This is a genomic window from Kitasatospora sp. NPDC058032, from assembly GCF_042885845.1.
Taxonomy (GTDB): Bacteria; Actinomycetota; Actinomycetes; order Streptomycetales; family Streptomycetaceae; genus Kitasatospora.
Window position 1 is genome coordinate 30,016 of record NZ_JBHVRK010000037.1, and the last position, 21,138, is coordinate 51,153.

The following is a 21,138-nucleotide window of genomic DNA, read 5'->3' on the forward strand; positions in this document are numbered from 1 at the left end:
ACCGAAGAGGAGTACCGCTGATGCCCGCAGGAGCCGCAGACCCGTCCAGCAACGGCCGGGCGCCCTACGAGGGCGAGCGTTCGGTGGGGCAGCTGTTCGCCGCGGCCACCGCCGACCTGTCCGCCCTGGTCCACGACGAGATCGCGCTCGCCAAGGCCGAGATCCGCGCCGACGTCAAGCGCGGCGTCTCCGGCGGCGTCTCGCTGGGCGTCGCCGGTGTGGTCGCGCTGGCCGCCGTCCCGATGCTGAGCGCCGCCGCCGCGTTCGGCATCCACGCGCTGGGCCTGTCACTCGGTTGGTCGTTCCTCATCGTGGCCGGCGCGTACCTGCTGCTGGCCGTGCTGCTGGGCCTGCTGGCACTGCGTTCGTTCAAGAAGATCGAGAAGCCGGTCCGCACCATCGAGGGTGCGCAGAAGACCGCCGACGTCCTCAAGAACGCCCGGCCGCGTCCCGCCACCAAGGAGGAGATCGACCGCGCCCTGGGCCGCATCCCGTAAGCCCTCCCCGTACGCCCTCCCCGTAAGCCCACCCCGTGCGTCGCTGCCAAGCCCGCTGCCCCGCCCGCTGCCGGGCCGGCCACCGCGTCGGGGCCCGGTCGGCACGCGCCAGGGAGGCGCCACCGGAGCGCCACGGGAGCGCCAGGGAAGCGCGCCCGGTACGCGCCGGGCCGGAAGGGTCCGAGTGCGAGTGCCGGGCGCGTGTACGGCGCGCGGATGTGACACGCTCTCGGTATGTCGCTCGACCAGAAGCCCGTGCCCGCGCAGCCGTCCGACAGCTCCGGCCTCACCGCCCCCGGCGACGCCCCGGGCACGCCCCCGGCCGCCTGGGACGTCCGGCAGGCCGGGCCGTGGATCCACCGCGACCTCGCCGCCAACGGCGCGCGGTTCCACATCGCCGAGCTCGGTGAGGGCCCGCTGGTGCTGCTGGTGCACGGCTGGCCCGAGTACTGGTGGGCCTGGCGCCACCAGCTGACCGCGCTGGCCGCGGCGGGCTACCGGGCCGTCGCCGTCGACCTGCGCGGCATCGGCGGCAGCGACCGCACCCCGCGCGGCTACGACCCCGGCAACCTCGCGCTGGACATCACCGGGGTGATCCGCTCCCTCGGCGAGGACCGGGCGCACCTGGTCGGCCACGCCTCCGGCGGCACGCTGGCCTGGGTGGCGGCCGTGATGCGGCCCTCGGTGATCCAGAGCCTCACCGTGGTCTCCGCCGCGCACCCCCGCGACCTCCGCCGGGCGCTGCTGACCGACCGCAAGCAGCTGGCCGCCTTCGAGCACGTGCTGGGCTTCCAGCGGCCGTGGATACCGGAGCGCCGACTGGTGGCGGACGACGCCGAGCTGGTCGGCCGCTACCTGGACGCCTGGACCGGCCGTACCCAGCTGGACCGCACGGCGGTCGCCGCCTACCGGCGGGCGATCCAGATCCCCAGCACCGCGCACTGCTCGATCGAGCCCTACCGCTGGCTGCTGCGCTCGATGGCCCGCCCGGACGGCATCCAGTTCGCCCGCCGGATGAAGAAGCCGATCACCGCCCCCACCCTGCACGTCCAGGGCGCGGCGGACCCGGTGCTGCTGTCGCACACCGCGCTGGGCGGCGGCGAGTACGTGGCCGCGCCGTACCGCTGGCGGCTGATGCCGGGGGTCGGGCACTTCCCGCACGAGGAGGCGCCGGAGCAGTTCACCGCCGAGCTGCTGGACTGGATCGGCCGGCACAGGGACTGAGGTCCGCGAGTGCCGGAAGGGGCTTGATGATCAACGGCCCCGGACCGGGAAAGGACACGGGGCGCGGGCCCCGGCCCCCGGATGGGCGAACAGGGCCGAAGGTCCCAACTCCCTTGATGTGACGTTCATATGACAAACGCATAGGCCACGTTGGTGCCCCGCCGGGCGGTTACCCCCGTCGGCCCAGGGGCATCCATTGCGGTATGACCTGGATGCCCGATCGCGGCAGCGCCCCGCGCGGCCGACAGCACAGCAACAGCCCGCAGCGTTCCGCCCACCGTCCCGAGTGGGCGGACGACCGCGGTTACGACGGCGGCTACGACACCGGCTTCGACGGCGCGGGCGGCCACCCGCGCACGGCGCAGCGCCAGCTCGGCATCCCGCACATCCTCGGCCGCCGCGCCCGCTGGGTGGGCGCCCGGCTCCGCCGGGACACCTGACCGGGATCAGCGCGCACCGGCCGACCCGCACCGGCACCGGCCGACCCGCACCGGCCGACGCGAATCAGCACCGGCCGCCGCGGATCAGAGCGCGCAGCCCTGGGTGTCCACCCGCCCCGTCGCCGCAGTCCCCTGCTCGGCGTCCTGGCGAACCTCGGCGGCGGTCAGCACGTACCCGGTGTCCGCGCTGTCCAGCGACTTCGCGAACACCATCCCGTACACCTGGCCGTCCGGCGTGAGCAGCGGCCCGCCGCTGTTGCCCTGGCGGACCAGCGAGCGCACCGAGTAGACGTCGCGGACGACCTGGCCGCGGTGGTAGATGTCCGGGCCGTTCGCCTGGATCCGGCCACGGATGCGGGCCGGCTGGACGTTGAAGGCGCCGTTCTCGGGGAAGCCCGCGACGATGGCGCTGTCGTTGGTCTTCGCCTCGCCCGCGAAGGTGAGCGCCGGCGCGTTCAGCTTGGGCACGTCGAGGACGGCGATGTCGCGCTGCCAGTCGTAGCTGACCACCGTCGCGTCGTACAGCTGGCCGACGCCGCCGACCTGCACGGTCGGCTCGTCGACGCCGCCGACCACGTGGGCGTTGGTCATCACCCGGTGCGGGGCGTAGACGAAGCCGCTGCCCTCGAGCGTCTTGCCGCAGGCGGTGGCGGTGCCGACCACCTTGACCAGGCTCTGCCGTGCCTTGGCCACCGCCGGGCTGGCGGCCAGCGCCGGGTCGGGGATGTCGACCTGGGTGATCGGCTCGTGCTCGAAGGGGTTGAACACCTGCGGGAAGCCGTTGCGGGCGAGCACCTTGGAAAAGTCCGAGAACCAGTTGGGCGCGTCGGCCGGCAGCGCGTCCTGGACGCCGCCCAGCACGGCCGAGGTGCGGACCTGCTTGGAGACGGTCGGCAGGGACGTCCCGGCGAGCGCCGAGCCGATCAGCCAGGCCACCAGCAGCATCGAGATCACGTTGACCACGGCGCCGCCCGCGGCGTCCAGGGCCCGGGCCGGGCGGCGGTCGATGTGGCCGCGCAGCTTCCAGCCGAAGTGCGTGGTGATCGCCTGGCCGGTCGCCGCCAGCACGATCACCACCACCACGGCGATCACCGAGGCGGTCGTCCCGGGGCTGAGGTGGTCGAGCAGCAGCGGCAGCAGCTGGACGGCGAGCAGACCGCCGCCCAGGAAGCCGAGGACCGACAGCACTCCGACCACGAAGCCCTGCCGGTAGCCCGAGACGGCGAATCCGAGGGCGGCGGCGATCAACAGCACATCCAGGACGTTCACCCGGACACCCTCCCACGACGGACCGTCCGCCCGAGTGGGCTAACGCCGAATCCGGCCGGGACCGTGCGGGGGCCGGCCCCGCCCGCCGCCCCGTGGTTCACGGTGTCCCGGGGTCGCGGCCGAGCGCCGCGCGGGACCGTTCCAGATCGCCCTGCACCAGTGCCAGCGCCTCGTCCGAGAGGTCGACGATCCGGCCGGCGTCCCACGGCCGCTCCAGTCCGCCGTGGTGCAGCACCCGGTCGATCACCCCGGCGGTGAAGCCCCAGACCAGCCGTCCGCCGACCGCGAAGGCCGGCCCCAGGTGGCCGGACGGGTGCCGCAGCCGGGCCCGGTTGGCCGGGTCGGTCAGCTCGGCGATCGGCACCCGGAAGACCGCGCCGGTCTCCCCCAGGTCCACCGGGCGGACCGGTGACTCCTCGCGCCACCAGCCGAGCACCGGCGTCACCACGAACCGGCTGACCGGGATGTAGAGCGCGGGCAGCGTCGCGAAGACCTGCACGCCGTCCGGGTCCAGGCCGGTCTCCTCCCAGGCCTCGCGCAGCGCCGCCGCCACCGGCCCGGCCCCCGTCGGGTCGCCGTCCTCCGGGTCGAGCGCGCCGCCCGGGAAGGACGGCTGACCGGCGTGCGAGCGCAGTGAGCGGGCCCGTTCGATGAGCAGCAGGTCCGGCCCGGCCACCCCCTCGCCGAAGAGCATCAGCACGGCGGCGGCCCGGCCGCCCTCGGACGGCGGCAGGAAGCGGCTCAGCTGCTCGGGCAGCACCCGCTCCGCGGCCTCCCGGACCGGCTCCAGCCAGGCCGGCAGCCCGTCCCGCTCGACCTGCGGCGCCCCGCGCCCGCTCACTCGGACACCGCCAGGTCGGCGACCTCACCGTGGTGCGCGGCGGCGTCCGCGCGGGCGCCGACCTCGCCCGGGAAGTCGGCGGGCGGCCGCAGCCGCTGGCCCGGGTGGCCGCCCAGCTCGTACTTCAGCAGCTTCTTCGCCTTCTCCGGATCGGTCTCGCCCTCCCCGTACGCGGGGCAGAGCGGTGCGATCGGGCAGGCTCCGCAGGCCGGCTTCTGGGAGTGGCAGATGCGCCGGCCGTGGAAGACCACCCGGTGCGAGAGCATCGTCCACTCGGACTTCGGGAAGATCTCCGCGACCGCCGCCTCGACCTTGACCGGGTCCTCCTCGGTGGTCCACCCGAACCGACGGGCCAGCCGCCCGAAGTGGGTGTCCACCGTGATTCCAGGGACTCCGAAAGCGTTGCCGAGGACGACGTTGGCGGTCTTGCGGCCGACGCCGGGCAGGGTGACCAGGTCGGCCAGCCGGCCGGGGACCTCCCCGTCGAACTCGTCGCGCAGCGCGATCGACAGGCCGATCAGCGACTTCGCCTTGTTCCGGAAGAAGCCGGTGGGCCGGATGATCTCCTCGAGCTCGGCCGGGTTCGCCGCCGCCATGTCCTCCGGTGCCGGGTACTTCGCGAACAGCGCCGGCGTGGTCTGGTTCACCCGGAGGTCGGTGGTCTGCGCCGACAGCACGGTGGCCACCAGCAGCTGGAAGGGGTTGTCGAAGTCCAGCTCCGGGTGCGCGTACGGGTACAGCTCCGCCAGCTCCCGGTTGATCCTCCGGGCCCGCCGCACCATCGCCAGCCGTGATTCGGGCTTGCGCACCCTGACCGTCTTCCCGACCGGCTTCCCCGCAGACGCGGTCTTCCGGACCTTGCTCTCTGCCATGCGTGAAGGCTACGCCGGACGGCCGCGCTCCTGCGGCGGATCGGCCGGGCCCGCGCCCCCTCCGCCCGCCGCGCGCCGGGCCGGCACCCGTCGTCGGCGGGTGACGGCCCGGGGACAGGCGGCGGCTCAGGGGCAGCTGACGACCTGGCCGGCCCAGGAGAGGCCGCCGCCGAAGCCGAGCAGCAGGGCGGGGGCCCCGGTGGGCACCTCGCCGCGCTCGACGAGCTTGGCGAGGGCGAGCGGGACGGAGGCGGCCGAGGTGTTGCCGGACTCGACGACGTCGCGGGCCACCACCGCACCGGTGGCGCCGAGGCGGTCGACCAGCGCCTCGATGATCCGCAGGTTGGCCTGGTGGGTGACGACCGCGCCCAGGTCGGCGGGGGTCAGACCGGCCCGGCGGCAGGCCTCCTCGGCGATCGGGGCCAGCGTGGTGGTCGCCCAGCGGTAGACGGTCTGGCCCTCCTGGCGGAACCGCGGCTGCCAGCCGTCGTCCAGCCGGACGGCGTGACCCTTCGTCGGGTCGGAGCCCCAGACCACCGGCCCGACGCCGGGGCGGCCGGCGGTCGCGGTGTCCGGGCCGAGGATCGCGGCGCCCGCGCCGTCGCCGAGCAGGACGCAGGTGGAGCGGTCCGTCCAGTCGGTGACATCGCTCATCCGCTCCGCGCCGACGACCAGCGCGTACCGGGCGGCGCCGGCCCGGACGGCGTGGTCGGCGGTGGCCAGCGCGGTGCAGAAGCCGGCGCAGCCGTTGTTGACGTCGAAGCCGACGGCCGCCGGGATGCCCAGCCGGCCTGCGACCTGGGTGCCGATGCTCGGGCAGCGGTCCATCGCGGTGCAGGTCGCGACCACCACCAGGTCGATCTCCCCGGGGGCCAGTCCGGCGGCGGCCAGCGCCTTGCCGGCGGCGGAGGCGGCGAGGTCGGTGACGGTCTCGTTGTCGGCGATGCGGCGGGTCACGATGCCGGTGCGCTGCCGGATCCACTCGTCACTGGTGTCGACCAGCTGGGCCAGGTCGTGGTTGGTCAGGACCTTCGCGGGCTGGTGGTGGCCCAGCGCGACGATGCGGGAACCCGGCATGGCTGCTCCTCGGGAAGCGGATCGGTGAGGGGGCGTCATCACGCCGGACTATAGCGTCCGAACGGTCGGATGCTAAAGGGCCGACACTCGCTACACTGGCGCGGTGAGCCCCAGACGATCCGCCGCCGACACCCGCCGGACCCGCGCCTCGATCCTGGCCCGCAGCCTGGACCTCGCCTCGGTCGAGGGACTGGAGGGCCTGACCATCGGCAGGCTCGCCACCGACCTGTCGATGAGCAAGTCCGGCGTCCTGGGCCACTTCGGCACCAAGGAGAGCCTGCAGCTGGCCGTCGTCGACGAGGCGGTCGCACTGTTCGCCCGCGAGGTGGTGCGACGCTCGGAGGCGGCCGGGGCCGCGCCGGGTCTGCCGCTGCTGCTCGCCCAGTGCGAGGCCTGGGTGTCCTACCTGGAGCGCGATCTGCTGCCCGGCGGCTGCTTCTTCACCACGGTGACCGCCGAGTTCGACGACCGGGAGCCCGGGCCGGTCCGCTCGGCGGTGGCGGCGCGCAACGCGATCTGGCAGCGGAGGGTGCGCCGCCAGGTCGAGCTGGCGGTCACCGCCGGGCAACTGCCCGGCGACACGGAGCCCGAACAGACCGTCTTCGAGCTGACCGGCCAGGTGCTCGCGCTCAACCACGCCCGCCGGCTGTACGGCGACCGCGGCGCCGCCGACCGCGCCCGGCGGGCGATGCGGCGACTGCTCGGGCTGCCGGCCCCCGGCGCGGGGCAGCCGACGGCGCTCGCCGACCTGCCAACGCCGTCGCAGGTCTGACGCGCCCGCTCGCACACCCCGTCCGCACGCCCGTCCATGCGCCCCCGGGCCCGGACCGGCCGAGCCTGACCGGGCCCGACCCATCCTGATCTTGCCTGACCTGGCTTGATCGGTCTTGCTTCACAACTTGACCGATCGGGACTGAACCACGGCGCCCCACTGGCTGGCTGACCTGCCGGTTCGGGCGGTCAGCGGGAAGGTTCCGGCGGTACGAATGGCCCCGCGCAGCACACCTCGGCGCACCCCCTCCTCATATGATCGGAGCGACATGCGCCATGCTTGGTGATGCAGAGCACTGTACGAACTTGTGCCGGAGGGCTTGACGGCCGGCCGGCCGAGAAGGAGGAAGCACGTGGACGACGTTCTGCGGCGCGCCGCACTCTTCGCGGCACTCGACGACGAACAGGCCGGCGAGCTGCGCGCTTCCATGACCGAGGTGACGCTCGCCCGCGGCGAGTCGCTGTTCCACGAGGGCGACCCGGGCGACCGGCTGTACGTCGTCGCCGAGGGCAAGGTCAAGCTGCACCGCGCCTCGCCGGACGGCCGCGAGAACATGCTCGCCGTCCTCGGCCCCAGCGAGATGATCGGCGAACTCTCGCTGTTCGACCCGGGCCCGCGCACCGCCACCGCGAGCGCGTTGACCGAGGTCAAGCTGCTCGGCCTCGGCCACGGCGACCTCCAGCCCTGGCTGCACGCCCGCCCCGAGGTCTCGATCGCCCTGCTGCGCGCCATCGCCCGCCGCCTGCGCCGGACCAACGACGTGATGTCCGACCTGGTCTTCTCCGACGTGCCCGGGCGCGTCGCCAAGGCCCTGCTGGACCTCTCCCGCCGCTTCGGCGTGCAGTCCGAGGAGGGCATCCACGTCGCGCACGACCTCACCCAGGAGGAGCTGGCCCAGCTGGTCGGCGCCTCCCGCGAGACGGTCAACAAGGCGCTCGCCGACTTCGCCGGCCGCGGCTGGCTGAAGCTGGAGGCCCGCGCGGTCGTCCTGCTGGACGTCGAGCGGCTCTCCCGCCGGTCCCGGTGACCGCGGGCCGACAGCCGCGCACCGCTTGCGGAAAGGGCCCGTACGCTCCGGCGTACGGGCCCTTCGCGCTGCCTGCGCGGCCTCATGCCCGCTCTCGCGCCGCCTCGGGCAGCCTGCGCGGCCGTCAGTCGGGGATCAGCCCGTGCTCCCGGAGGTACTGGAGCTGGGCGCGGACCGAGAGTTCGGCGGCCGGCCACAGCGCGCGGTCCACGTCCGCGTACACCCGGGCCACCACCTCGGCGGCCGTACGGCAGCCGGCCTCCACCGCCGTCTCCACCTGGGCGAGCCGGCCCGCCCGGTGCGCCAAGTAGTAGTCCACCGCGCCGAGCGCGTCCGCGAGCACCGGCCCGTGGCCGGGCAGCACCGTCCGCACGCCGTGCTCGGCGGCCATGGTGTGCAGGTGGCGCAGCGAGTCCAGGTAGTCGCCGAGCCGGCCGTCCGGGTGGGCGACCATCGTGGTGCCGCGGCCGAGCACGGTGTCGCCGGTCAGCACGGCGCCGTCGGCGGGCAGGTGGAAGGTCAGCGAGTCCGAGGTGTGGCCGGGCGTGCCGACCACCCGGAGGTCGAGCCCGCCGACGTCCAGGCGCTGGCCGTGCGTGAGGCCCTCGGAGCCGAGCCGGTGCGCCGGGTCCAGTGCGCGGACCTCGGTGCCGGTCAGCTCGGCGAACCGGGCCGCGCCCTCGGAGTGGTCGGCGTGCCCGTGGGTCAGCAGGGTGAGCGACACCCGCTGGCCCCGCTGCTCGGCGGTCTCGATCACCCGGCGCAGGTGGCCCTCGTGCAGCGGGCCCGGGTCGATCACCACCGCGAGGTCCGAGCCCGGCTCGGAGAGCAGCCAGGTGTTGGTGCCGTCCAGCGTCATCGGGGACGGGTTCGGCGCCAGCACGCAGAGCGCACGGGGGGTGGCCTCGCCGCCGATCGCGGCGGCGGGGTCACCGGGCAGGAGTCCGCTCACCGGCCGCCCTCGCCGTCGCGATGCAGCAGGCGCAGCGGCAGCGTCCGGACGAGGGCGCGCTGGGCCGGCTCGGTGAAGCCGGCCTGGTCGGTGTCACAGGCCGGGGTGCGCGGGGTCAGGCTGCGGGCGGGCATCTCGGGTGCCGTCCGGCGAGCCACGTCGTTGTGGGTCATCGGGCGTCGGTCCTTTCCTCTTGCGGGGACTCGGGTGGAAGGGGACTCGGGTCGAAGCGAGCAGTGGTGGAAACGGGCGGTGCTGGAAGCGGACAGTACTGGACGGCGGCGCGCCGTCAGCCGACCCGCTCCTCGGGGAAGGTGCCGTCGATGGTCAGTTCGTCGTACCCCGGCCAACGGACGGTCAGCCGCTCCCCGCGCACCTCGGCGCGGCCGAGCACCGGCTCCAGCGAGCGGCCTGCCGCCGCCGCCAGCGCCTCGGCGGCGCTGTGCACCGGCCGCAGTTCACGCAGCACGGTGACGGTCGGCGGCAGCATGCCGAACCGGCCCTCCTGGTAGCCGCGGACGGCCTCGTCCGGGGTGAGCCAGGCGACCCGGTCGGCCTCGCCGACCTCGCGGGCGGCGTCCTGCCCGGGCGGCAGGGCGGCGACGAAGAACCAGGTGTCGTAGCGGCGCTCCTCGAACGCCGGGGTGATCCAGCGCGCCCAGCCGGCCAGCAGGTCGCTGCGCAGCAGCAGGCCGTGGTCGCGCAGGAAGTCGGCGAAGGAGAGCTCGTGGGCCTCCAGGGCGGCGCGCTCGGCGCTCCAGTCGCGCGGCTCGGCGACGCTCCCGGCGTCCGGGCCGGCCAGCAGGACGCCGGCCTCCTCGAAGGTCTCGCGGACCGCGGCGCAGACCACCGCCTGCGCGGTCGCGGCGTCCACCCCGAGCCGCTCGGCCCAGGCGCGCGGACCGGGGCCGGCCCAGCCGAGCTCCGCCTCGGCGTCCCGCCGGTCCACCCCGCCGCCCGGGTAGGCGTACATGCCGGCGGCGAACGCCATCGAGGTGCGGCGGCGCAGCAGGTAGGCCTCGGGGGCGGCGCCCGCAGCGGTGTCCCTGAGCAGCACCACGGTGGCGGACGGCTTCGGCACGGGCGGGGTCAGCTCACCCGCGTCGGCCGCCCGGATCCGGGCGGGCCAGCCGGGCGGCATCGGGAGCGTCGTTGCTCGCTGGTCCATGCCCGGATGCTAAGCGCCCGGGGGCGGGGTTGGACAGGGGTGATCCGTTGTCCGACCCCGCCCGGGAGGGTCCTCCGGTCCGGGTGCGTCCCGGGTGCGTCCCGGTGCGGCTCAGGCTCCGGTGCGGACCCGGACCTGCAGCTCGACCTCGACGGGGGCGTCCAGCGGCAGCACGGCGACGCCGACCGCGCTGCGGGCGTGCACACCGGCCTCGCCGAGGACCTGACCGAGCAGCTCGCTGGTGCCGTTGATCACACCGGGCTGGCCGGTGAAGTCGGGGGCTGAGGCGACGAAGCCGACCACCTTGACGACCTGCTCGACCAGGTCGAGGTCGCCGATCACCGACTTGACGGCGGCCAGCGCGTTCAGCGCGCAGATCTGCGCGAGCTCCTTGGCCTCCTCCGGGGTGACCTCGGCGCCGACCTTGCCGGTGTTCGGCAGCTTGCCGCCCACCATCGGCAGCTGGCCCGACGTGAAGACGAACTCACCGGTGCGCACGGCGGGGACGTAGGCGGCGACCGGGGCGGCCACCGGCGGCAGGGTCAGCCCCAGCTCGGCAAGCTTTTCCTCGACCTTGCTCATGCCCGCTTCTCCCGCTTGAAGTAGGCCACCAGCTGCTCCGGGTTCGGACCCGGTACGACCTGGACGAGCTCCCAGCCGTCCTCGCCGAAGTTGTCCAGGATCTGCTTCGTGGCGTGCACGAGCAGGGGTGCCGTCATGTATTCCCACTTGGTCATGGCCAGACTCTAGACGCTCCGTCCCGGCGGACCGGCACGGTTCGCGCCCGGGCGTGCTCCGGCGTGTGAAGTGGCCCACAAAGCGGGCATGATTCAGGCCCGGCCCCCGGGGTAGTCCCGGCATCCGGTGCGGTCCCTGGTTACCCTCGCGGAAGGGCACCCGTGTGGTGCCGGCCCTCGGAGACGGACGGAGACGGAGCGTGGCACGCACCCCCGGCCAGGCGGCCCGGCGCGATCCCGACTGGGAGGGCGTGCGGTTGCACGTGGTCAGCGGCAAGGGCGGTACCGGGAAGACCACGGTGGCCGCGGCGCTGGCGCTCGCGCTCGCCGCGCGGGGCCACCGGACGCTGCTGATCGAGGTGGAGGGCCGACAGGGCATCGCCGAGCTGTTCGGCATAGCGGCGCTGCCGTACGAGGAGCGCAGGATCGCCTCGGTCACCCCGGCCCAGCTGGGCCTGCCGCCGGCGCAGGACGGCACCGCGGCCGGCGGCGAGGTGCACGCCCTCGCCATCGACACCGAGCAGGCGCTGCTCGAGTACCTCGACATGTTCTACAAGCTCGGCCGGGCCGGGAAGGCGCTGCAGAAGGTCGGCTTCGTCGACTTCGCCACCACCATCGCCCCCGGCGTCCGGGACGTCCTGCTGACCGGCAAGGCCTGCGAGGCCGCCCGCCGCAAGGGCCCGGACGGCCGGCGGCGGTACGACGCGGTGGTGATGGACGCCCCGCCGACCGGGCGGATCACCCGCTTCCTGAACGTCAACTCCGAGGTGGCCGGGCTGGCCCGGATCGGGCCGATCCACAGCCAGGCGCAGGCTGTGATGCGGGTGCTGAAGTCGCCGGAGACCGCCGTGCACCTGGTCACGCTGCTGGAGGAGATGCCGGTCCAGGAGACCGTGGACGGCATCGCCGAGCTGCGCGAGTCCGGGCTGCCGGTGGGCGGGGTGCTGGTCAACATGGTCCGCCCGCCGGTGCTGGACGCGGCGGCGGTGGCCGCGGTGGACGGCGACCACCGCGAGGAGGTCGCGCTGGCCCTCGGCGAGGCGGGCCTCGGCGGCCGCTCGCGCAAGCCGGAGACCGTCCGGGCGGCGGTCGAGCCACTGCTCGACCCGCTGCTGGAGCAGGCCAGGGAGCACGCCGAGCGGGTGGAGCTGGAGCGGGCGCGCCGCGCCGACCTGCAGCAGCTGAAGCTCCCGACGTACGAACTTCCGCTGCTGGGCGAGGGTGTGGACCTCGGCGGGCTCTACCGGCTGGCGGGCGAACTGAAGCGTCAGGGGGCAGCGTGAGCGGGCGCAACGACGTGAGCGGGCGGAACAACGTGAGCGGCGGCGGTACGGGCAGCGGCAACCGGCTCGCGGTGGACGGGCTGATCGACGACCCGAAGACCCGGATCATCGTCTGCTGCGGCTCCGGCGGCGTCGGCAAGACCACCACCGCGGCGGCGATCGGCCTGCGGGCCGCCGAGCGCGGCCGCAAGGTCGTCGTGCTGACCATCGACCCGGCCCGCCGGCTGGCGCAGTCGATGGGGCTGACCGAGCTCGACAACACTCCGCGGATCGTCAAGGGCGTCGGCGGCGACGGCGAGCTGCAGGCCATGATGCTCGACATGAAGCGGACCTTCGACGAGGTCGTGCTGGCCCACGCCGAGCCCGAGCGGGCCCGCGCGATCATGGAGAACCCCTTCTACCAGTCCCTGTCGGCCGGCTTCGCGGGCACCCAGGAGTACATGGCGATGGAGAAGCTCGGCCAGCTGCGGGCGGCCGAGGAGTGGGACCTCATCGTCGTCGACACCCCGCCGTCGCGCTCCGCGCTGGACTTCCTGGACGCGCCCAACCGGCTCGGCTCGTTCCTGGACGGCAAGGTGATCCGGATCCTGACCGCACCGGCCAAGGTCGGCGGCCGGTCCGCGATGAAGTTCCTGAACGCCGGGATGGGCCTGCTCACCGGCACCCTCGGCAAGATCTTCGGCGCCCAGCTGCTGACCGACGTGCAGACCTTCGTCAGCGCGATGGACTCGATGTTCGGCGGCTTCCGCGAGCGCGCCGACCGCACGTACCAGCTGCTCCAGGCGCCGGGCACGGCGTTCCTGGTGGTGGCCGCGCCGGAGCGGGACGCGCTGCGCGAGGCGGCGTACTTCGTGGACCGGCTGGCCGCCGACCGGATGCCGCTGGCCGGGCTGGTGCTCAACCGGGTGCACGGAACGGGCGCGCCGCAGCTCACCGCCGAACGGGCGCTGGCCGCGGCGGAGGCGCTGGAGGAGAACGGTTCGGAGCACGCCTCGCCGGAGGCCGAGGTGCTCGCGGCCGGACTGCTGCGACTGCACGCCGAGCGGATGCAGGTGATGGTGCGCGAGCGCCGGACCCGCGACCGCTTCGTCTCGGTCTACCCGGACGTGCCGATCGTCGAGGTCGCGGCGCTGCCCGGGGACGTCCACGACCTGGACGGACTACGGGCGATCGGCGAACGGCTCAGCGGCTCCGCCGACTGACCACCGTCCGCGCCGCGGTCCGGCCCGGGCCCCCCAGCCCGGGCTGACCGACCGTTCCTCCGGGGGCTCAGCCCGCCTGGGCGTAGTCCGTCAGTATCACGCCGGTGGCCAGCGAGGCCTCGTACTCGGTGCGCGCCGTCTCCAGCAGCCGCCGCCACGAGATCACGGTCGGCCGACGGCGCAGCAGCGCCCGGCGCTCGCGCTCGGTCATCCCGCCCCAGACCCCGAACTCCACCCGGTTGTCCAGCGCGTCCGCCAGGCACTCCGTGCGCACGGGGCACCCGCTGCACACCGCCTTGGCGCGGTTCTGCGCCGCCCCCTGGACGAACAGTTCGTCCGGATCACTCGTGCGGCAGGCGGCCTGCGCACTCCAGTCGTCTACCCAGCCCATGCTGGCGCCGTCCTCTCCCGAATCGAGGCTCCCCCACGGCGGCAACGGCATATTCACCGTTGCCAGTTGAGGACGTTACGGAAGAACGACAGCTTGCAACAGCCCCTTCGGGCTCAATCTCGAATGACCCGATTGGACTATGGGTGGCGATCAGCTCACTCGTTGGAGTGACCGCAGGTCGCAAGCCTTGCCAGGACCACGGGCGCCACTCTCGCCACGCGGGTCGTCACGCAGTGCTACCGGACACAGGGGTGCAGCGGGCAACAGCTGCCCCAAAAGCACACCAGGATCGGGCAATTCGGGCAATTCTCATCACTCACAAGAGTGATCGATGCTGACGCAGCGAAGCTGTCGCAAGCTTGTGACAAGCCTAGGCGAACACCTGCCCCGGTGGGTGGCATTCGGCAACGTAGGGTTCTCCCCATGGCACCGAAGCGCCCCCAGGCATCCCCGCCCCCCGGCAACCCCGGAGCTCCGCGCGGCAAGCGCCGCGGGTCACCGCTGGACTACGCGGGACACGGAGTGAAGTTCCTGGGGGTCAGTGTGCTCTCCGGCGTCCTGCTCGCCGGCATGGCCCTGCCCGCCGTCGGCGCGCTCGGACTGACCGCCAAGAACACGGCCGAGGGCTTCTCCAACATCTCGGACGACTTCAAGACCCCGCCGCTCACCCAGGCGACGCAGATCTTCGACGCCAAGGGCGGGCTGATCGCCAAGGTCTACGAGCGCGACCGCACCGTCCTCACCGCCGACCAGATGTCGCCGTACATGCGGCAGGCCCAGGTCGACATCGAGGACGCCCGCTTCTACGAGCACGGCGCCGTCGACCTCAAGGGCGTGCTGCGCGCGATCAGCAAGAACGCGGAGAGCGGCACCGCCTCCCAGGGCGCCTCGACGCTGACCCAGCAGTACGTGAAGAACGTCAACGTCGAGAAGGCCGGCGACGACCAGGCCGCCGTCCTGGAGGCCCAGCGCAAGACCCTGGGCCGCAAGATCCAGGAGCTGAAGGTCGCGATCAAGCTGGAGGAGGACCTGACCAAGGACCAGATCCTCACCAACTACCTCAACATCACCTTCTACGGTCACCAGGCGTACGGCATCGAGGCCGCGTCCCAGCGCTACTTCAGCAAGTCCAACAAGGACCTCAGCATCGCCGAGGCCGCCACCCTGGCCGGCCTGGTGCAGAACCCGTCCCAGTACGACCCGGTGCGCTTCCCCGACAACGCCGTGAAGCGGCGCAACGTCGTGATCGACAAGATGGTCGAGAACAAGCACATCACCGCGGACCAGGCCAAGGAGGCCAAGGCCGCCCCACTGGGCCTGAAGTACAAGGACCCGCAGAACGGCTGCATCACCGCCCAGGCGGGCATGGGCTTCTTCTGCGACTACGTCCGGCACGTGGTCAAGCAGGATCCGGTGTTCGGCAAGAACGCCGCCGAGCGCAAGAAGTTCTGGGACCAGGGCGGTCTGAACATCTACACCACCCTCGACCCGGACAAGCAAGCCGCCGCCCAGAACGCGGTCACCAGCAAGGTCAAGGTCACCGACCCGGTCTCGGCCGCCACGACCATGATGGAGCCGGGGACCGGCAAGATCCTGGCGATGGCCCAGACCCGCCCGTACGGCCTGGAGCCGGCCAAGAACCAGACCGTCGTCAACCTGAACGTCGACGCGGCAATGGGCGGCGGCAACGGCTTCCAGCCCGGTTCGACGTTCAAGCCGATCATCGCCGCGGCCGCGCTCGAGAACGGGATGTCGCCCACCAAGGCGTACCCGTCCGAGAACCGCATCGAGTGGCCGACGATGAAGACCTGCGAAGGCACCTGGAAGAACACCTACAAGGGCAACGAGCGGTACGTCCCGAACGAGAGCAAGAGCGAGGTCGGCCCCTACGAGCTGAAGCAGGCGATGGCCCTCTCGGTCAACACCTACTTCGTTCAGATGGAGCAGGAGATGGGCCTCTGCCCCGTCAAGCAGATGCTCGACAAGCTCAGCATCACCACCACCGCCTCCGGCGCCAAGCTGGAGATCGTGCCCTCGATCACCCTGGGCACCAAGGAGATGTCGCCGCTGACCATGGCGAACGTCTACGCGACCTTCGCCGCCCGCGGCAAGCACTGCACGCCGATCGCGATCAACAAGATCACCACGGTCGACGGCAAGGACGTCAACGTCCCGCAGACCAGCTGCACCCAGGCCTTCTCCGAGCAGACCGCCGACGCGATGAACAGCGTCCTGCTCAACGTGACCGAGAAGGGCACCGGTGCCTCGCTCGGCCTGGAGGACGGCCGGCAGATCGCCGGCAAGACCGGCACCACCGACAAGAAGAAGGCCGCCTGGTTCAGCGGCTACACCCCGCAGCTGGCCACCGCGGTCTGGATCGGCGGCCCGACCGGCGGCGTCGAGATGAAGAACATGAAGATCGGCGACACCTACTACGGCGCCGACGGCGTCTTCGGTGCCACCGGTCCCGGCCCGATCTGGAAGATGGCCATGGACGGCGCGCTGAAGGGCTCCCCCAAGGAGTCGCTGCCGACCATCGACATCCCGGACCCGGCCCCCAAGCCGGACCCGAACGCCACCCCCGGCGCCACCGCCCCGGCCAACCCCGCCAACCCGGCCGACCCGAACGCGGGCGGCAACCCGCCGCCGGCCCCGAACCCGGGCGACCCCGGCACCAACGCGGGCGGCATGATCGGCGGCGGCTTCACCTTCCCGCCGGGCGTCATCGGCGGCGGGAACGGGAACGGCAACGGGAACGGCAACGGCAACGGCCACCGCTGAGCGGGCACCCGGTGGACGACGAGGGGCGCCCCCCGAGCGATCGGCTCGGGGGGCGCCCCTTTCCTCTTCTTCTCTTCTTTTCGTCTCTTCGCCGTCCTACGGGCGTGCCGACGGCCTGGCCGACGGCGTCCCTGTGGCGTCCCGTGCTCAGCCGGCGAGGGCGGCCTTCACCGCAGCGGCCACCCGGCCGCCCTCGGCCAGGCCCTCGACCTTCGGCCGCACCAGCTTCATCACGGCGCCCATGCCCTGCGGCCCGCTCGCCCCGCTCTCCGCGACGGCGGCGGCCACGATCGCCGAGAGCTCCTCGTCGGACAGCTGCTTGGGCAGGTAGCCGGCCAGCACCTCGCCCTCGGCCCGCTCCCGGGCGGCCTGCTCGGTCCGGCCGGCGTTGTCGAAGGCCGTGGCGGCCTCCCGGCGCTTCTTCGCCTCCCGGCCGAGGACCTTCAGCACCTCGTCGTCGGAGAGCTCGCGCTTCTCCTCCCCCGCCACCTCCTCGCTGGTGACGGCGGCCAGCGTGAGCCGGATGGTGGACGAGCGCAGCTCGTCCCGGTTCCTGATGGCAGCCGTGAGGTCCTCCTGCAGCTGCGCCTTGAGCGTCGTCATGGCCCCGAGTCTCCCACCTGCGGCGTTCCACCGCCCACCATTAACCCGCTGATCCCGCCGTCCCCGGCCACCCCTCGCCACTCTTTAAAGTGGTTACATGACCGACGAGCGATCCCCCGGCATGGTCCTGCACTCCCCCGGCGGAACGCGGTTCCACTTCGACCCCGGCACGCTCTGCCTGGAACTGCTGCCCACCGGCGGCCCCGGCCCCTACGCCCGGTACGAGATCCTGCACCGGCCCGCCGACCTGGCCGACTGGGCCGGACGCTCCCGGCTGGCCGTGCCGCCCGGCGCCGTCCGGATCACCGACGACCAGCTCACCGCCGTCCGCGCCCTGCGGGACGCCCTCTGGCAGCTCACCGCGGCCCGCGCCACCCACGGCCCGGACGCCGGGGACCCCACCGACTACGCCCTGCTCAACCGGGCCGCCGCCCGGCCCCCGCTCGCCCCGCAGATCGCCCCGGACGGCACCGCGGCACCGCCGCTGCCCGGCGACGGCGACCAGCTCGCCTCCACCGTCGCCCGCGACGCCATCACCCTGTTCACCGGCCCGTACGCGGAGCGGATCCGCGAGTGCGGCGCCGACAACTGCCGGCTGCTCTTCGTCGACACCTCGCGGCCCGGACGGCGGCGCTGGTGCTCGATGGAGCGCTGCGGCAACCGCCACAAGGTGCGGGCCCTGCGCGCCCGGCGCGACCGGGACGGGGAGTGATCCGCCGGCCGCCGCCCGATCCGTTCCCCCCTGTGCGCACCGGCAGTTCACCTGCTGATCCGCCGTCTGAGAGCATGGAACGATGCGACCGCTGTACTCCGTTCCCCTCGGAATCGCCGCCACCGGCGCCGCCTGCCTCGCCTACTCCGTTGGGTACGAGGTCCGTTCCTTCCGCCTCCGCCGGGTCGAGGTCCCGGTCCTCCCCCGAGGCGCCCGACCCATCCGGGTACTGCAGGTCTCCGACATCCACATGGTGAGCAACCAGGGCAGGAAGCAGCGCTGGCTGCAGAGCCTCGCCGGCCTGCGCCCCGACCTGGTGGTCAACACCGGCGACAACCTCTCCGACCCGCTCGGCGTCCCGGCCGTCCTGGACGCGCTCGGGCCGCTGATGGAGTTCCCCGGCGTCTACGTCTTCGGGTCCAACGACTACTACGGCCCCGCCCGCAAGAACCCGGCCCGCTACCTCCAGGCCATGCGCAGCGGCGTCCACGGCATGAACAACCCCGACGGCACCGCCGCGCGCGGCATCAGCGGCGCCGTGCACAACCCGTGGGAGAAGCTGCGCGACGCCTTCGACGCGGCCGGCTGGCTCGATCTCACCAACACCCGGGGCCGCCTCACCGTCGCCGGCCTGGACCTGGAGTTCACCGGCCTGGACGACCCGCACATCCGGCGCGACCGCTACAGCGAGGTCAGCGGCGGCCCCTCCGCCGACGCCGACCTCTCCCTCGCCGTCGTACACGCCCCCTACCTGCGCGTCCTCGACGCCTTCACCGCCGACCGCTACCCGCTGATCCTCGCCGGCCACACCCACGGCGGCCAGCTCTGCGTCCCCTTCTACGGCGCCCTGGTCACCAACTGCGACCTCGACGCCAAGCGGGTCAAGGGCCTCTCCACCCACCAGGCCGGCGGCAGCCGCTCCTACCTCCACGTCTCGGCCGGATGCGGCACCAACCGCTACACCCCCGTCCGCTTCGCCTGCCCGCCCGAGGCCACCCTCCTCACCCTCACCCCGACCCCCCACTGACCCCCGCCGCCCCTCCACCCCGCTCGCCGAGATACCGGATTTCGTCTCTCGGCGAGCGTCCGGTAGAGTTCTACTCGTCGCGAAGGAGACGGAGCGACAAACAGAAAGACCGGGGTGTGGCGCAGCTTGGTAGCGCGCTTCGTTCGGGACGAAGAGGCCGTGGGTTCAAATCCCGCCACCCCGACCCAGTAAGACCAGCTCAGGGCCGGTCTCCCGCAAGGGAGACCGGCCCTGACTGGCTTTCCGGGGCCTCTCGGGAGAATTCTGGGAGAAAACCGCTCCGGATGATCTCCCGGCGGGCTTCCTACTGACCGGCCCTCAGCAAGGTGTCGAGTACTCCCACGGGCGACCCCGGCGACATCCGCCGGCGGGCTTCGAGTGACGCGCCCCACACTGCGGTGAGATCGTCCATGAGCCTGCCCCGCATCTCGGGCGTGATGTGCGAGTAGCGAGCCTGGACCGACCCGTCCTCGTGCCCCATCCGCTCGTCCTTGAGCTTCGGCGGCGTTCCGAACTCGTCCATCATCGTCTTGTGCGTGTGCCGCAGGCCGTGCGGCGTGAGACCCCACTGAATCGGCAGCCAGCACGCCTCCGCCCGGCCTGCGGCGCCCCGGCCGCGCGCGGGGATGCCGGGCCACGGCTCGCCGAGCAGCGGCACCGGGCGGGCTTCCTCCGGCGCCTTCCTCGGGTACCAGCCGGTGACCGCCGGGTGGAACAGCCACGTGGCGAAGCCGTTCCGCCGCCAGTGCGCGGCGTTCTCCCCGGACGACCAGAACCGGATGTAGCCGAGATCGGCGATCGCCTTCTCCACCCGGTCCCGGGTGCCGAGGGCCACCGCGTGCGGGCGGTTCAGGACGTTGGAGACGGTGCCGGTGGAGACACCGGCGGCGCGCGCCACGTCCACCAGCTTCGCTCCGGGCCGGCGGGCAGCCCCGTTGGCGGCGCCATGTCCGCTGAAGAGGTACCGCAGGCCGTGGCACTCGCACGGCTTCGCGCCCGCGCGAACCACTTGCCCGGCGAGCAGGCCAGAAAGGAACGGAGGAGCGTCGAGTGTCCGGTAGGAATCGTCCTTGGGCGGGCAACGGTGCATCTCGCCGGTGTCCAGCTCGTAGAGCTGCCATTCGACGCGCACGGCCGCCGGACGGACGAACCCGGTCTCCAGCCCGACGATCTCGCCCCAGCGCATGCCCGTGTATCCCTTGAGCACGATTCCGACGAACTCGTCGTCCCGACCGGACAAAAGCGCGGTGCGCTCGGCGATCAGCAAGATGCCGAGCGCGGTGGTGATCACCTTCTCGCGGCTGCGGTTGCGCGAGCGCCCGGCGCGCTTGCCCCGGCCGCGGCGACGGGTCGCCGGGTTGGAGTCGCGCAGTCCGGCGTCGACGGCGTCGGCGAGGATGAGGTGGAGCGTTCCACGCCAGGTCTTGATGCTGCTCGGCGCGTAGCCGCGCTCACGCTCCTTGCGCTCCCATCCGTCGACCGCGGCTTTGGTGATCTCGTCGAGGTAGGTGCCGTCGAACTCCGGGAGCAGATGCTCCTCGATGTGGCGGCGGTAGTTCTGCATGGTCGACGCCGCGAGGTCTTGGTCCTCGTACCAGGCGCTGGCGTACTCACCGAACGACATCCGCTCGGCTTCCGGTTCGGCTGGCGGCCGGGCGGCCTCCTCTGTGGCCTTCTCCTCCGCGATGTTGGCGGCCTTCTCCGCCGCGCGCTTGGTCTTGAAGCGCTTCGTCTTCCCGTTGTCGTCGAGGACGGTCAGGTACTTCCCGGGCGCGGCCTTGTATCGCCCGCGCCAGTAGTCGCCTCGGTTTTCGGCGAAACCCAAACTAGCTCTCCCTCAGGGGTGCAGCCCCGCCCCGGTGCCGGGGCGGGGCAGGTCGATCAGGCGGCCTCGGATTGCTGGGGCGCGGTCTGGGCGGTACGGCGAGGCGGTCGCGCGTGGAGGCGGACGGCCGGCTTCGGCTTCAGCGCCGCCGGCTTGTCCGACCGAACCGGTTTCGGGTGGGCAACCAGTTGGGTGACCGCCGAAACCGGCTGCGAGTAGAGCTGGACGATCTCGGCAACCTGCTCGGCGGTGAATCGGTAGGCGCGACCGGGCCTCGTGAACGGGATGAGGCCCTTACGGGCCTGATCCTTGACCCACCAGGCGGACTTGCCCAGCACCCGGGCCACATCCGACGGTTCGAAGAGGGGCGCCGGGCCTTCGCGGTTCGCGGGCATGCTCAGTCCTCTCTATTCTCCAGGTGCCGCTACCGCCGCTACC

The 21,138-nt window shown here is 72.9% G+C and carries 23 protein-coding genes and 1 tRNA gene; 11 read left to right on the forward strand and 13 right to left on the reverse strand.

Annotation, left to right across the window (positions count from 1 at the left end; translation table 11 throughout):
- Positions 1-20: 20 nt before the first annotated feature.
- From ACFVUH_RS34345 to ACFVUH_RS34355, 3 genes are all read left to right on the forward strand, one after another.
- On the forward strand, positions 21-497 hold the full coding sequence (locus ACFVUH_RS34345; RefSeq protein ID WP_350558600.1) for a phage holin family protein: 477 nt from the start codon (positions 21-23) through the stop codon (positions 495-497).
- Positions 498-731: 234 nt separating this feature from the next.
- The gene (locus ACFVUH_RS34350) at positions 732-1,721 is read left to right on the forward strand and encodes an alpha/beta fold hydrolase (protein ID WP_387917432.1); all 990 of its coding nucleotides are present in this window, start codon (positions 732-734) and stop codon (positions 1,719-1,721) included.
- Between the two features lie 203 nt (positions 1,722-1,924).
- Positions 1,925-2,161 (forward strand): hypothetical protein, encoded by a 237-nt coding sequence (locus ACFVUH_RS34355; RefSeq protein ID WP_355360332.1) that lies wholly within the window; start codon positions 1,925-1,927, stop codon positions 2,159-2,161.
- 84 nt (positions 2,162-2,245) lie between these two features.
- Here the strand turns inward: ACFVUH_RS34355 and ACFVUH_RS34360 are convergent, their stop codons facing one another.
- From ACFVUH_RS34360 to ACFVUH_RS34375, 4 genes are all read right to left on the reverse strand, one after another.
- Positions 2,246-3,430 carry a MarP family serine protease gene (locus ACFVUH_RS34360; RefSeq protein WP_387917434.1) on the reverse strand — a complete coding sequence of 395 codons (1,185 nt, stop codon included), beginning with the start codon at positions 3,428-3,430 and terminating at the stop codon, positions 2,246-2,248.
- 97 nt (positions 3,431-3,527) lie between these two features.
- The gene (locus tag ACFVUH_RS34365) at positions 3,528-4,271 is read right to left on the reverse strand and encodes an NUDIX hydrolase (RefSeq protein WP_387917436.1); all 744 of its coding nucleotides are present in this window, start codon (positions 4,269-4,271) and stop codon (positions 3,528-3,530) included.
- Entirely contained in the window at positions 4,268-5,143 is an 876-nt protein-coding gene (nth, locus tag ACFVUH_RS34370; protein WP_355360341.1) for an endonuclease III, read from the reverse strand. The genes ACFVUH_RS34365 and nth overlap by 4 nt, the downstream gene beginning before the upstream one ends.
- Before the next feature lie 126 nt (positions 5,144-5,269).
- Positions 5,270-6,220 (reverse strand): beta-ketoacyl-ACP synthase III, encoded by a 951-nt coding sequence (locus ACFVUH_RS34375; protein WP_387917438.1) that lies wholly within the window; start codon positions 6,218-6,220, stop codon positions 5,270-5,272.
- 103 nt (positions 6,221-6,323) lie between these two features.
- Here ACFVUH_RS34375 and ACFVUH_RS34380 point away from each other — a divergent pair, with 103 nt between their 5' ends.
- The gene (locus tag ACFVUH_RS34380; protein WP_387917439.1) at positions 6,324-6,992 is read left to right on the forward strand and encodes a TetR/AcrR family transcriptional regulator; all 669 of its coding nucleotides are present in this window, start codon (positions 6,324-6,326) and stop codon (positions 6,990-6,992) included.
- 352 nt (positions 6,993-7,344) lie between these two features.
- Positions 7,345-8,019 carry a Crp/Fnr family transcriptional regulator gene (locus ACFVUH_RS34385; protein ID WP_030288117.1) on the forward strand — a complete coding sequence of 225 codons (675 nt, stop codon included), beginning with the start codon at positions 7,345-7,347 and terminating at the stop codon, positions 8,017-8,019.
- Positions 8,020-8,143: 124 nt separating this feature from the next.
- Here ACFVUH_RS34385 and ACFVUH_RS34390 read toward each other — a convergent pair whose 3' ends face one another.
- The 5 genes from ACFVUH_RS34390 to ACFVUH_RS34410 form a co-directional block, all read right to left on the reverse strand.
- Complete coding sequence (locus ACFVUH_RS34390; RefSeq protein ID WP_387917440.1) at positions 8,144-8,971, reverse strand: MBL fold metallo-hydrolase; 828 nt, start codon at positions 8,969-8,971, stop codon at positions 8,144-8,146.
- The gene (locus ACFVUH_RS34395) at positions 8,968-9,144 is read right to left on the reverse strand and encodes a hypothetical protein (protein WP_355360353.1); all 177 of its coding nucleotides are present in this window, start codon (positions 9,142-9,144) and stop codon (positions 8,968-8,970) included. Before ACFVUH_RS34395 ends, ACFVUH_RS34390 begins: the two co-directional genes overlap by 4 nt.
- A 116-nt stretch (positions 9,145-9,260) precedes the next feature.
- Entirely contained in the window at positions 9,261-10,139 is an 879-nt protein-coding gene (locus ACFVUH_RS34400) for an NUDIX hydrolase (RefSeq protein WP_387917441.1), read from the reverse strand.
- Positions 10,140-10,250: 111 nt separating this feature from the next.
- Positions 10,251-10,721: a RidA family protein gene (locus ACFVUH_RS34405; RefSeq protein ID WP_355360359.1), complete on the reverse strand. Its 471-nt coding sequence runs from the start codon at positions 10,719-10,721 to the stop codon at positions 10,251-10,253.
- Positions 10,718-10,876, reverse strand: a complete 159-nt coding sequence (locus ACFVUH_RS34410; RefSeq protein WP_158845411.1) for a DUF4177 domain-containing protein — start codon at positions 10,874-10,876, stop codon at positions 10,718-10,720. The genes ACFVUH_RS34405 and ACFVUH_RS34410 overlap by 4 nt, the downstream gene beginning before the upstream one ends.
- A gap of 200 nt (positions 10,877-11,076) precedes the next feature.
- Between ACFVUH_RS34410 and ACFVUH_RS34415 the strand changes: the two genes are divergently transcribed.
- Both ACFVUH_RS34415 and ACFVUH_RS34420 read left to right on the forward strand, forming a co-directional pair.
- The gene (locus ACFVUH_RS34415) at positions 11,077-12,159 is read left to right on the forward strand and encodes an ArsA-related P-loop ATPase (protein WP_355360363.1); all 1,083 of its coding nucleotides are present in this window, start codon (positions 11,077-11,079) and stop codon (positions 12,157-12,159) included.
- A gap of 14 nt (positions 12,160-12,173) precedes the next feature.
- Positions 12,174-13,361: an ArsA family ATPase gene (locus ACFVUH_RS34420; protein WP_355360918.1), complete on the forward strand. Its 1,188-nt coding sequence runs from the start codon at positions 12,174-12,176 to the stop codon at positions 13,359-13,361.
- Between the two features lie 67 nt (positions 13,362-13,428).
- On the opposite strand, the gene ACFVUH_RS34425 is transcribed toward ACFVUH_RS34420, so the two are convergent.
- Positions 13,429-13,752, reverse strand: coding sequence for a WhiB family transcriptional regulator (locus ACFVUH_RS34425; RefSeq protein WP_344338874.1), 324 nt, complete (start codon positions 13,750-13,752; stop codon positions 13,429-13,431).
- A gap of 423 nt (positions 13,753-14,175) precedes the next feature.
- Between ACFVUH_RS34425 and ACFVUH_RS34430 the strand changes: the two genes are divergently transcribed.
- Positions 14,176-16,533, forward strand: a complete 2,358-nt coding sequence (locus ACFVUH_RS34430; RefSeq protein WP_387917443.1) for a transglycosylase domain-containing protein — start codon at positions 14,176-14,178, stop codon at positions 16,531-16,533.
- A gap of 147 nt (positions 16,534-16,680) precedes the next feature.
- On the opposite strand, the gene ACFVUH_RS34435 is transcribed toward ACFVUH_RS34430, so the two are convergent.
- Positions 16,681-17,136 (reverse strand): GatB/YqeY domain-containing protein, encoded by a 456-nt coding sequence (locus tag ACFVUH_RS34435; protein ID WP_355360370.1) that lies wholly within the window; start codon positions 17,134-17,136, stop codon positions 16,681-16,683.
- A gap of 97 nt (positions 17,137-17,233) precedes the next feature.
- On the opposite strand from ACFVUH_RS34435, the gene ACFVUH_RS34440 reads away from it, so the two are divergent.
- From ACFVUH_RS34440 to ACFVUH_RS34450, 3 genes are all read left to right on the forward strand, one after another.
- Entirely contained in the window at positions 17,234-17,848 is a 615-nt protein-coding gene (locus ACFVUH_RS34440; RefSeq protein ID WP_387917444.1) for a CGNR zinc finger domain-containing protein, read from the forward strand.
- Between the two features lie 82 nt (positions 17,849-17,930).
- Positions 17,931-18,875, forward strand: coding sequence for a metallophosphoesterase (locus tag ACFVUH_RS34445; RefSeq protein ID WP_387917446.1), 945 nt, complete (start codon positions 17,931-17,933; stop codon positions 18,873-18,875).
- 110 nt (positions 18,876-18,985) lie between these two features.
- Positions 18,986-19,059: transfer RNA gene (locus ACFVUH_RS34450), tRNA-Pro, on the forward strand.
- Between the two features lie 120 nt (positions 19,060-19,179).
- Here ACFVUH_RS34450 and ACFVUH_RS34455 read toward each other — a convergent pair.
- Together ACFVUH_RS34455 and ACFVUH_RS34460 are read right to left on the reverse strand one after the other, a co-directional pair.
- Positions 19,180-20,700, reverse strand: a complete 1,521-nt coding sequence (locus ACFVUH_RS34455) for a tyrosine-type recombinase/integrase (RefSeq protein WP_387917448.1) — start codon at positions 20,698-20,700, stop codon at positions 19,180-19,182.
- 56 nt (positions 20,701-20,756) lie between these two features.
- On the reverse strand, positions 20,757-21,095 hold the full coding sequence (locus tag ACFVUH_RS34460; protein ID WP_387917450.1) for a helix-turn-helix domain-containing protein: 339 nt from the start codon (positions 21,093-21,095) through the stop codon (positions 20,757-20,759).
- Positions 21,096-21,138: the final 43 nt, after the last annotated feature.

Bases quoted from the DNA above. Each gene is read 5' to 3' on its own strand.
- ACFVUH_RS34375 (WP_387917438.1), bottom strand. From the start codon at position 6,220: ATGCCGGGTTCCCGCATCGTCGCGCTGGGCCACCACCAGCCCGCGAAG.
- ACFVUH_RS34400 (WP_387917441.1), bottom strand. From the start codon at position 10,139: ATGGACCAGCGAGCAACGACGCTCCCGATGCCGCCCGGCTGGCCCGCC.
- ACFVUH_RS34430 (WP_387917443.1), top strand. From the start codon at position 14,176: ATGGCACCGAAGCGCCCCCAGGCATCCCCGCCCCCCGGCAACCCCGGA.
- ACFVUH_RS34460 (WP_387917450.1), bottom strand. From the start codon at position 21,095: ATGCCCGCGAACCGCGAAGGCCCGGCGCCCCTCTTCGAACCGTCGGAT.
- ACFVUH_RS34410 (WP_158845411.1), bottom strand. From the start codon at position 10,876: ATGACCAAGTGGGAATACATGACGGCACCCCTGCTCGTGCACGCCACG.
- ACFVUH_RS34440 (WP_387917444.1), top strand. From the start codon at position 17,234: ATGACCGACGAGCGATCCCCCGGCATGGTCCTGCACTCCCCCGGCGGA.
- ACFVUH_RS34435 (WP_355360370.1), bottom strand. From the start codon at position 17,136: ATGACGACGCTCAAGGCGCAGCTGCAGGAGGACCTCACGGCTGCCATC.
- ACFVUH_RS34345 (WP_350558600.1), top strand. From the start codon at position 21: ATGCCCGCAGGAGCCGCAGACCCGTCCAGCAACGGCCGGGCGCCCTAC.
- ACFVUH_RS34395 (WP_355360353.1), bottom strand. From the start codon at position 9,144: ATGACCCACAACGACGTGGCTCGCCGGACGGCACCCGAGATGCCCGCC.
- ACFVUH_RS34425 (WP_344338874.1), bottom strand. From the start codon at position 13,752: ATGGGCTGGGTAGACGACTGGAGTGCGCAGGCCGCCTGCCGCACGAGT.
- ACFVUH_RS34445 (WP_387917446.1), top strand. From the start codon at position 17,931: ATGCGACCGCTGTACTCCGTTCCCCTCGGAATCGCCGCCACCGGCGCC.
- ACFVUH_RS34355 (WP_355360332.1), top strand. From the start codon at position 1,925: ATGACCTGGATGCCCGATCGCGGCAGCGCCCCGCGCGGCCGACAGCAC.
- ACFVUH_RS34350 (WP_387917432.1), top strand. From the start codon at position 732: ATGTCGCTCGACCAGAAGCCCGTGCCCGCGCAGCCGTCCGACAGCTCC.
- ACFVUH_RS34405 (WP_355360359.1), bottom strand. From the start codon at position 10,721: ATGAGCAAGGTCGAGGAAAAGCTTGCCGAGCTGGGGCTGACCCTGCCG.
- nth (WP_355360341.1), bottom strand. From the start codon at position 5,143: ATGGCAGAGAGCAAGGTCCGGAAGACCGCGTCTGCGGGGAAGCCGGTC.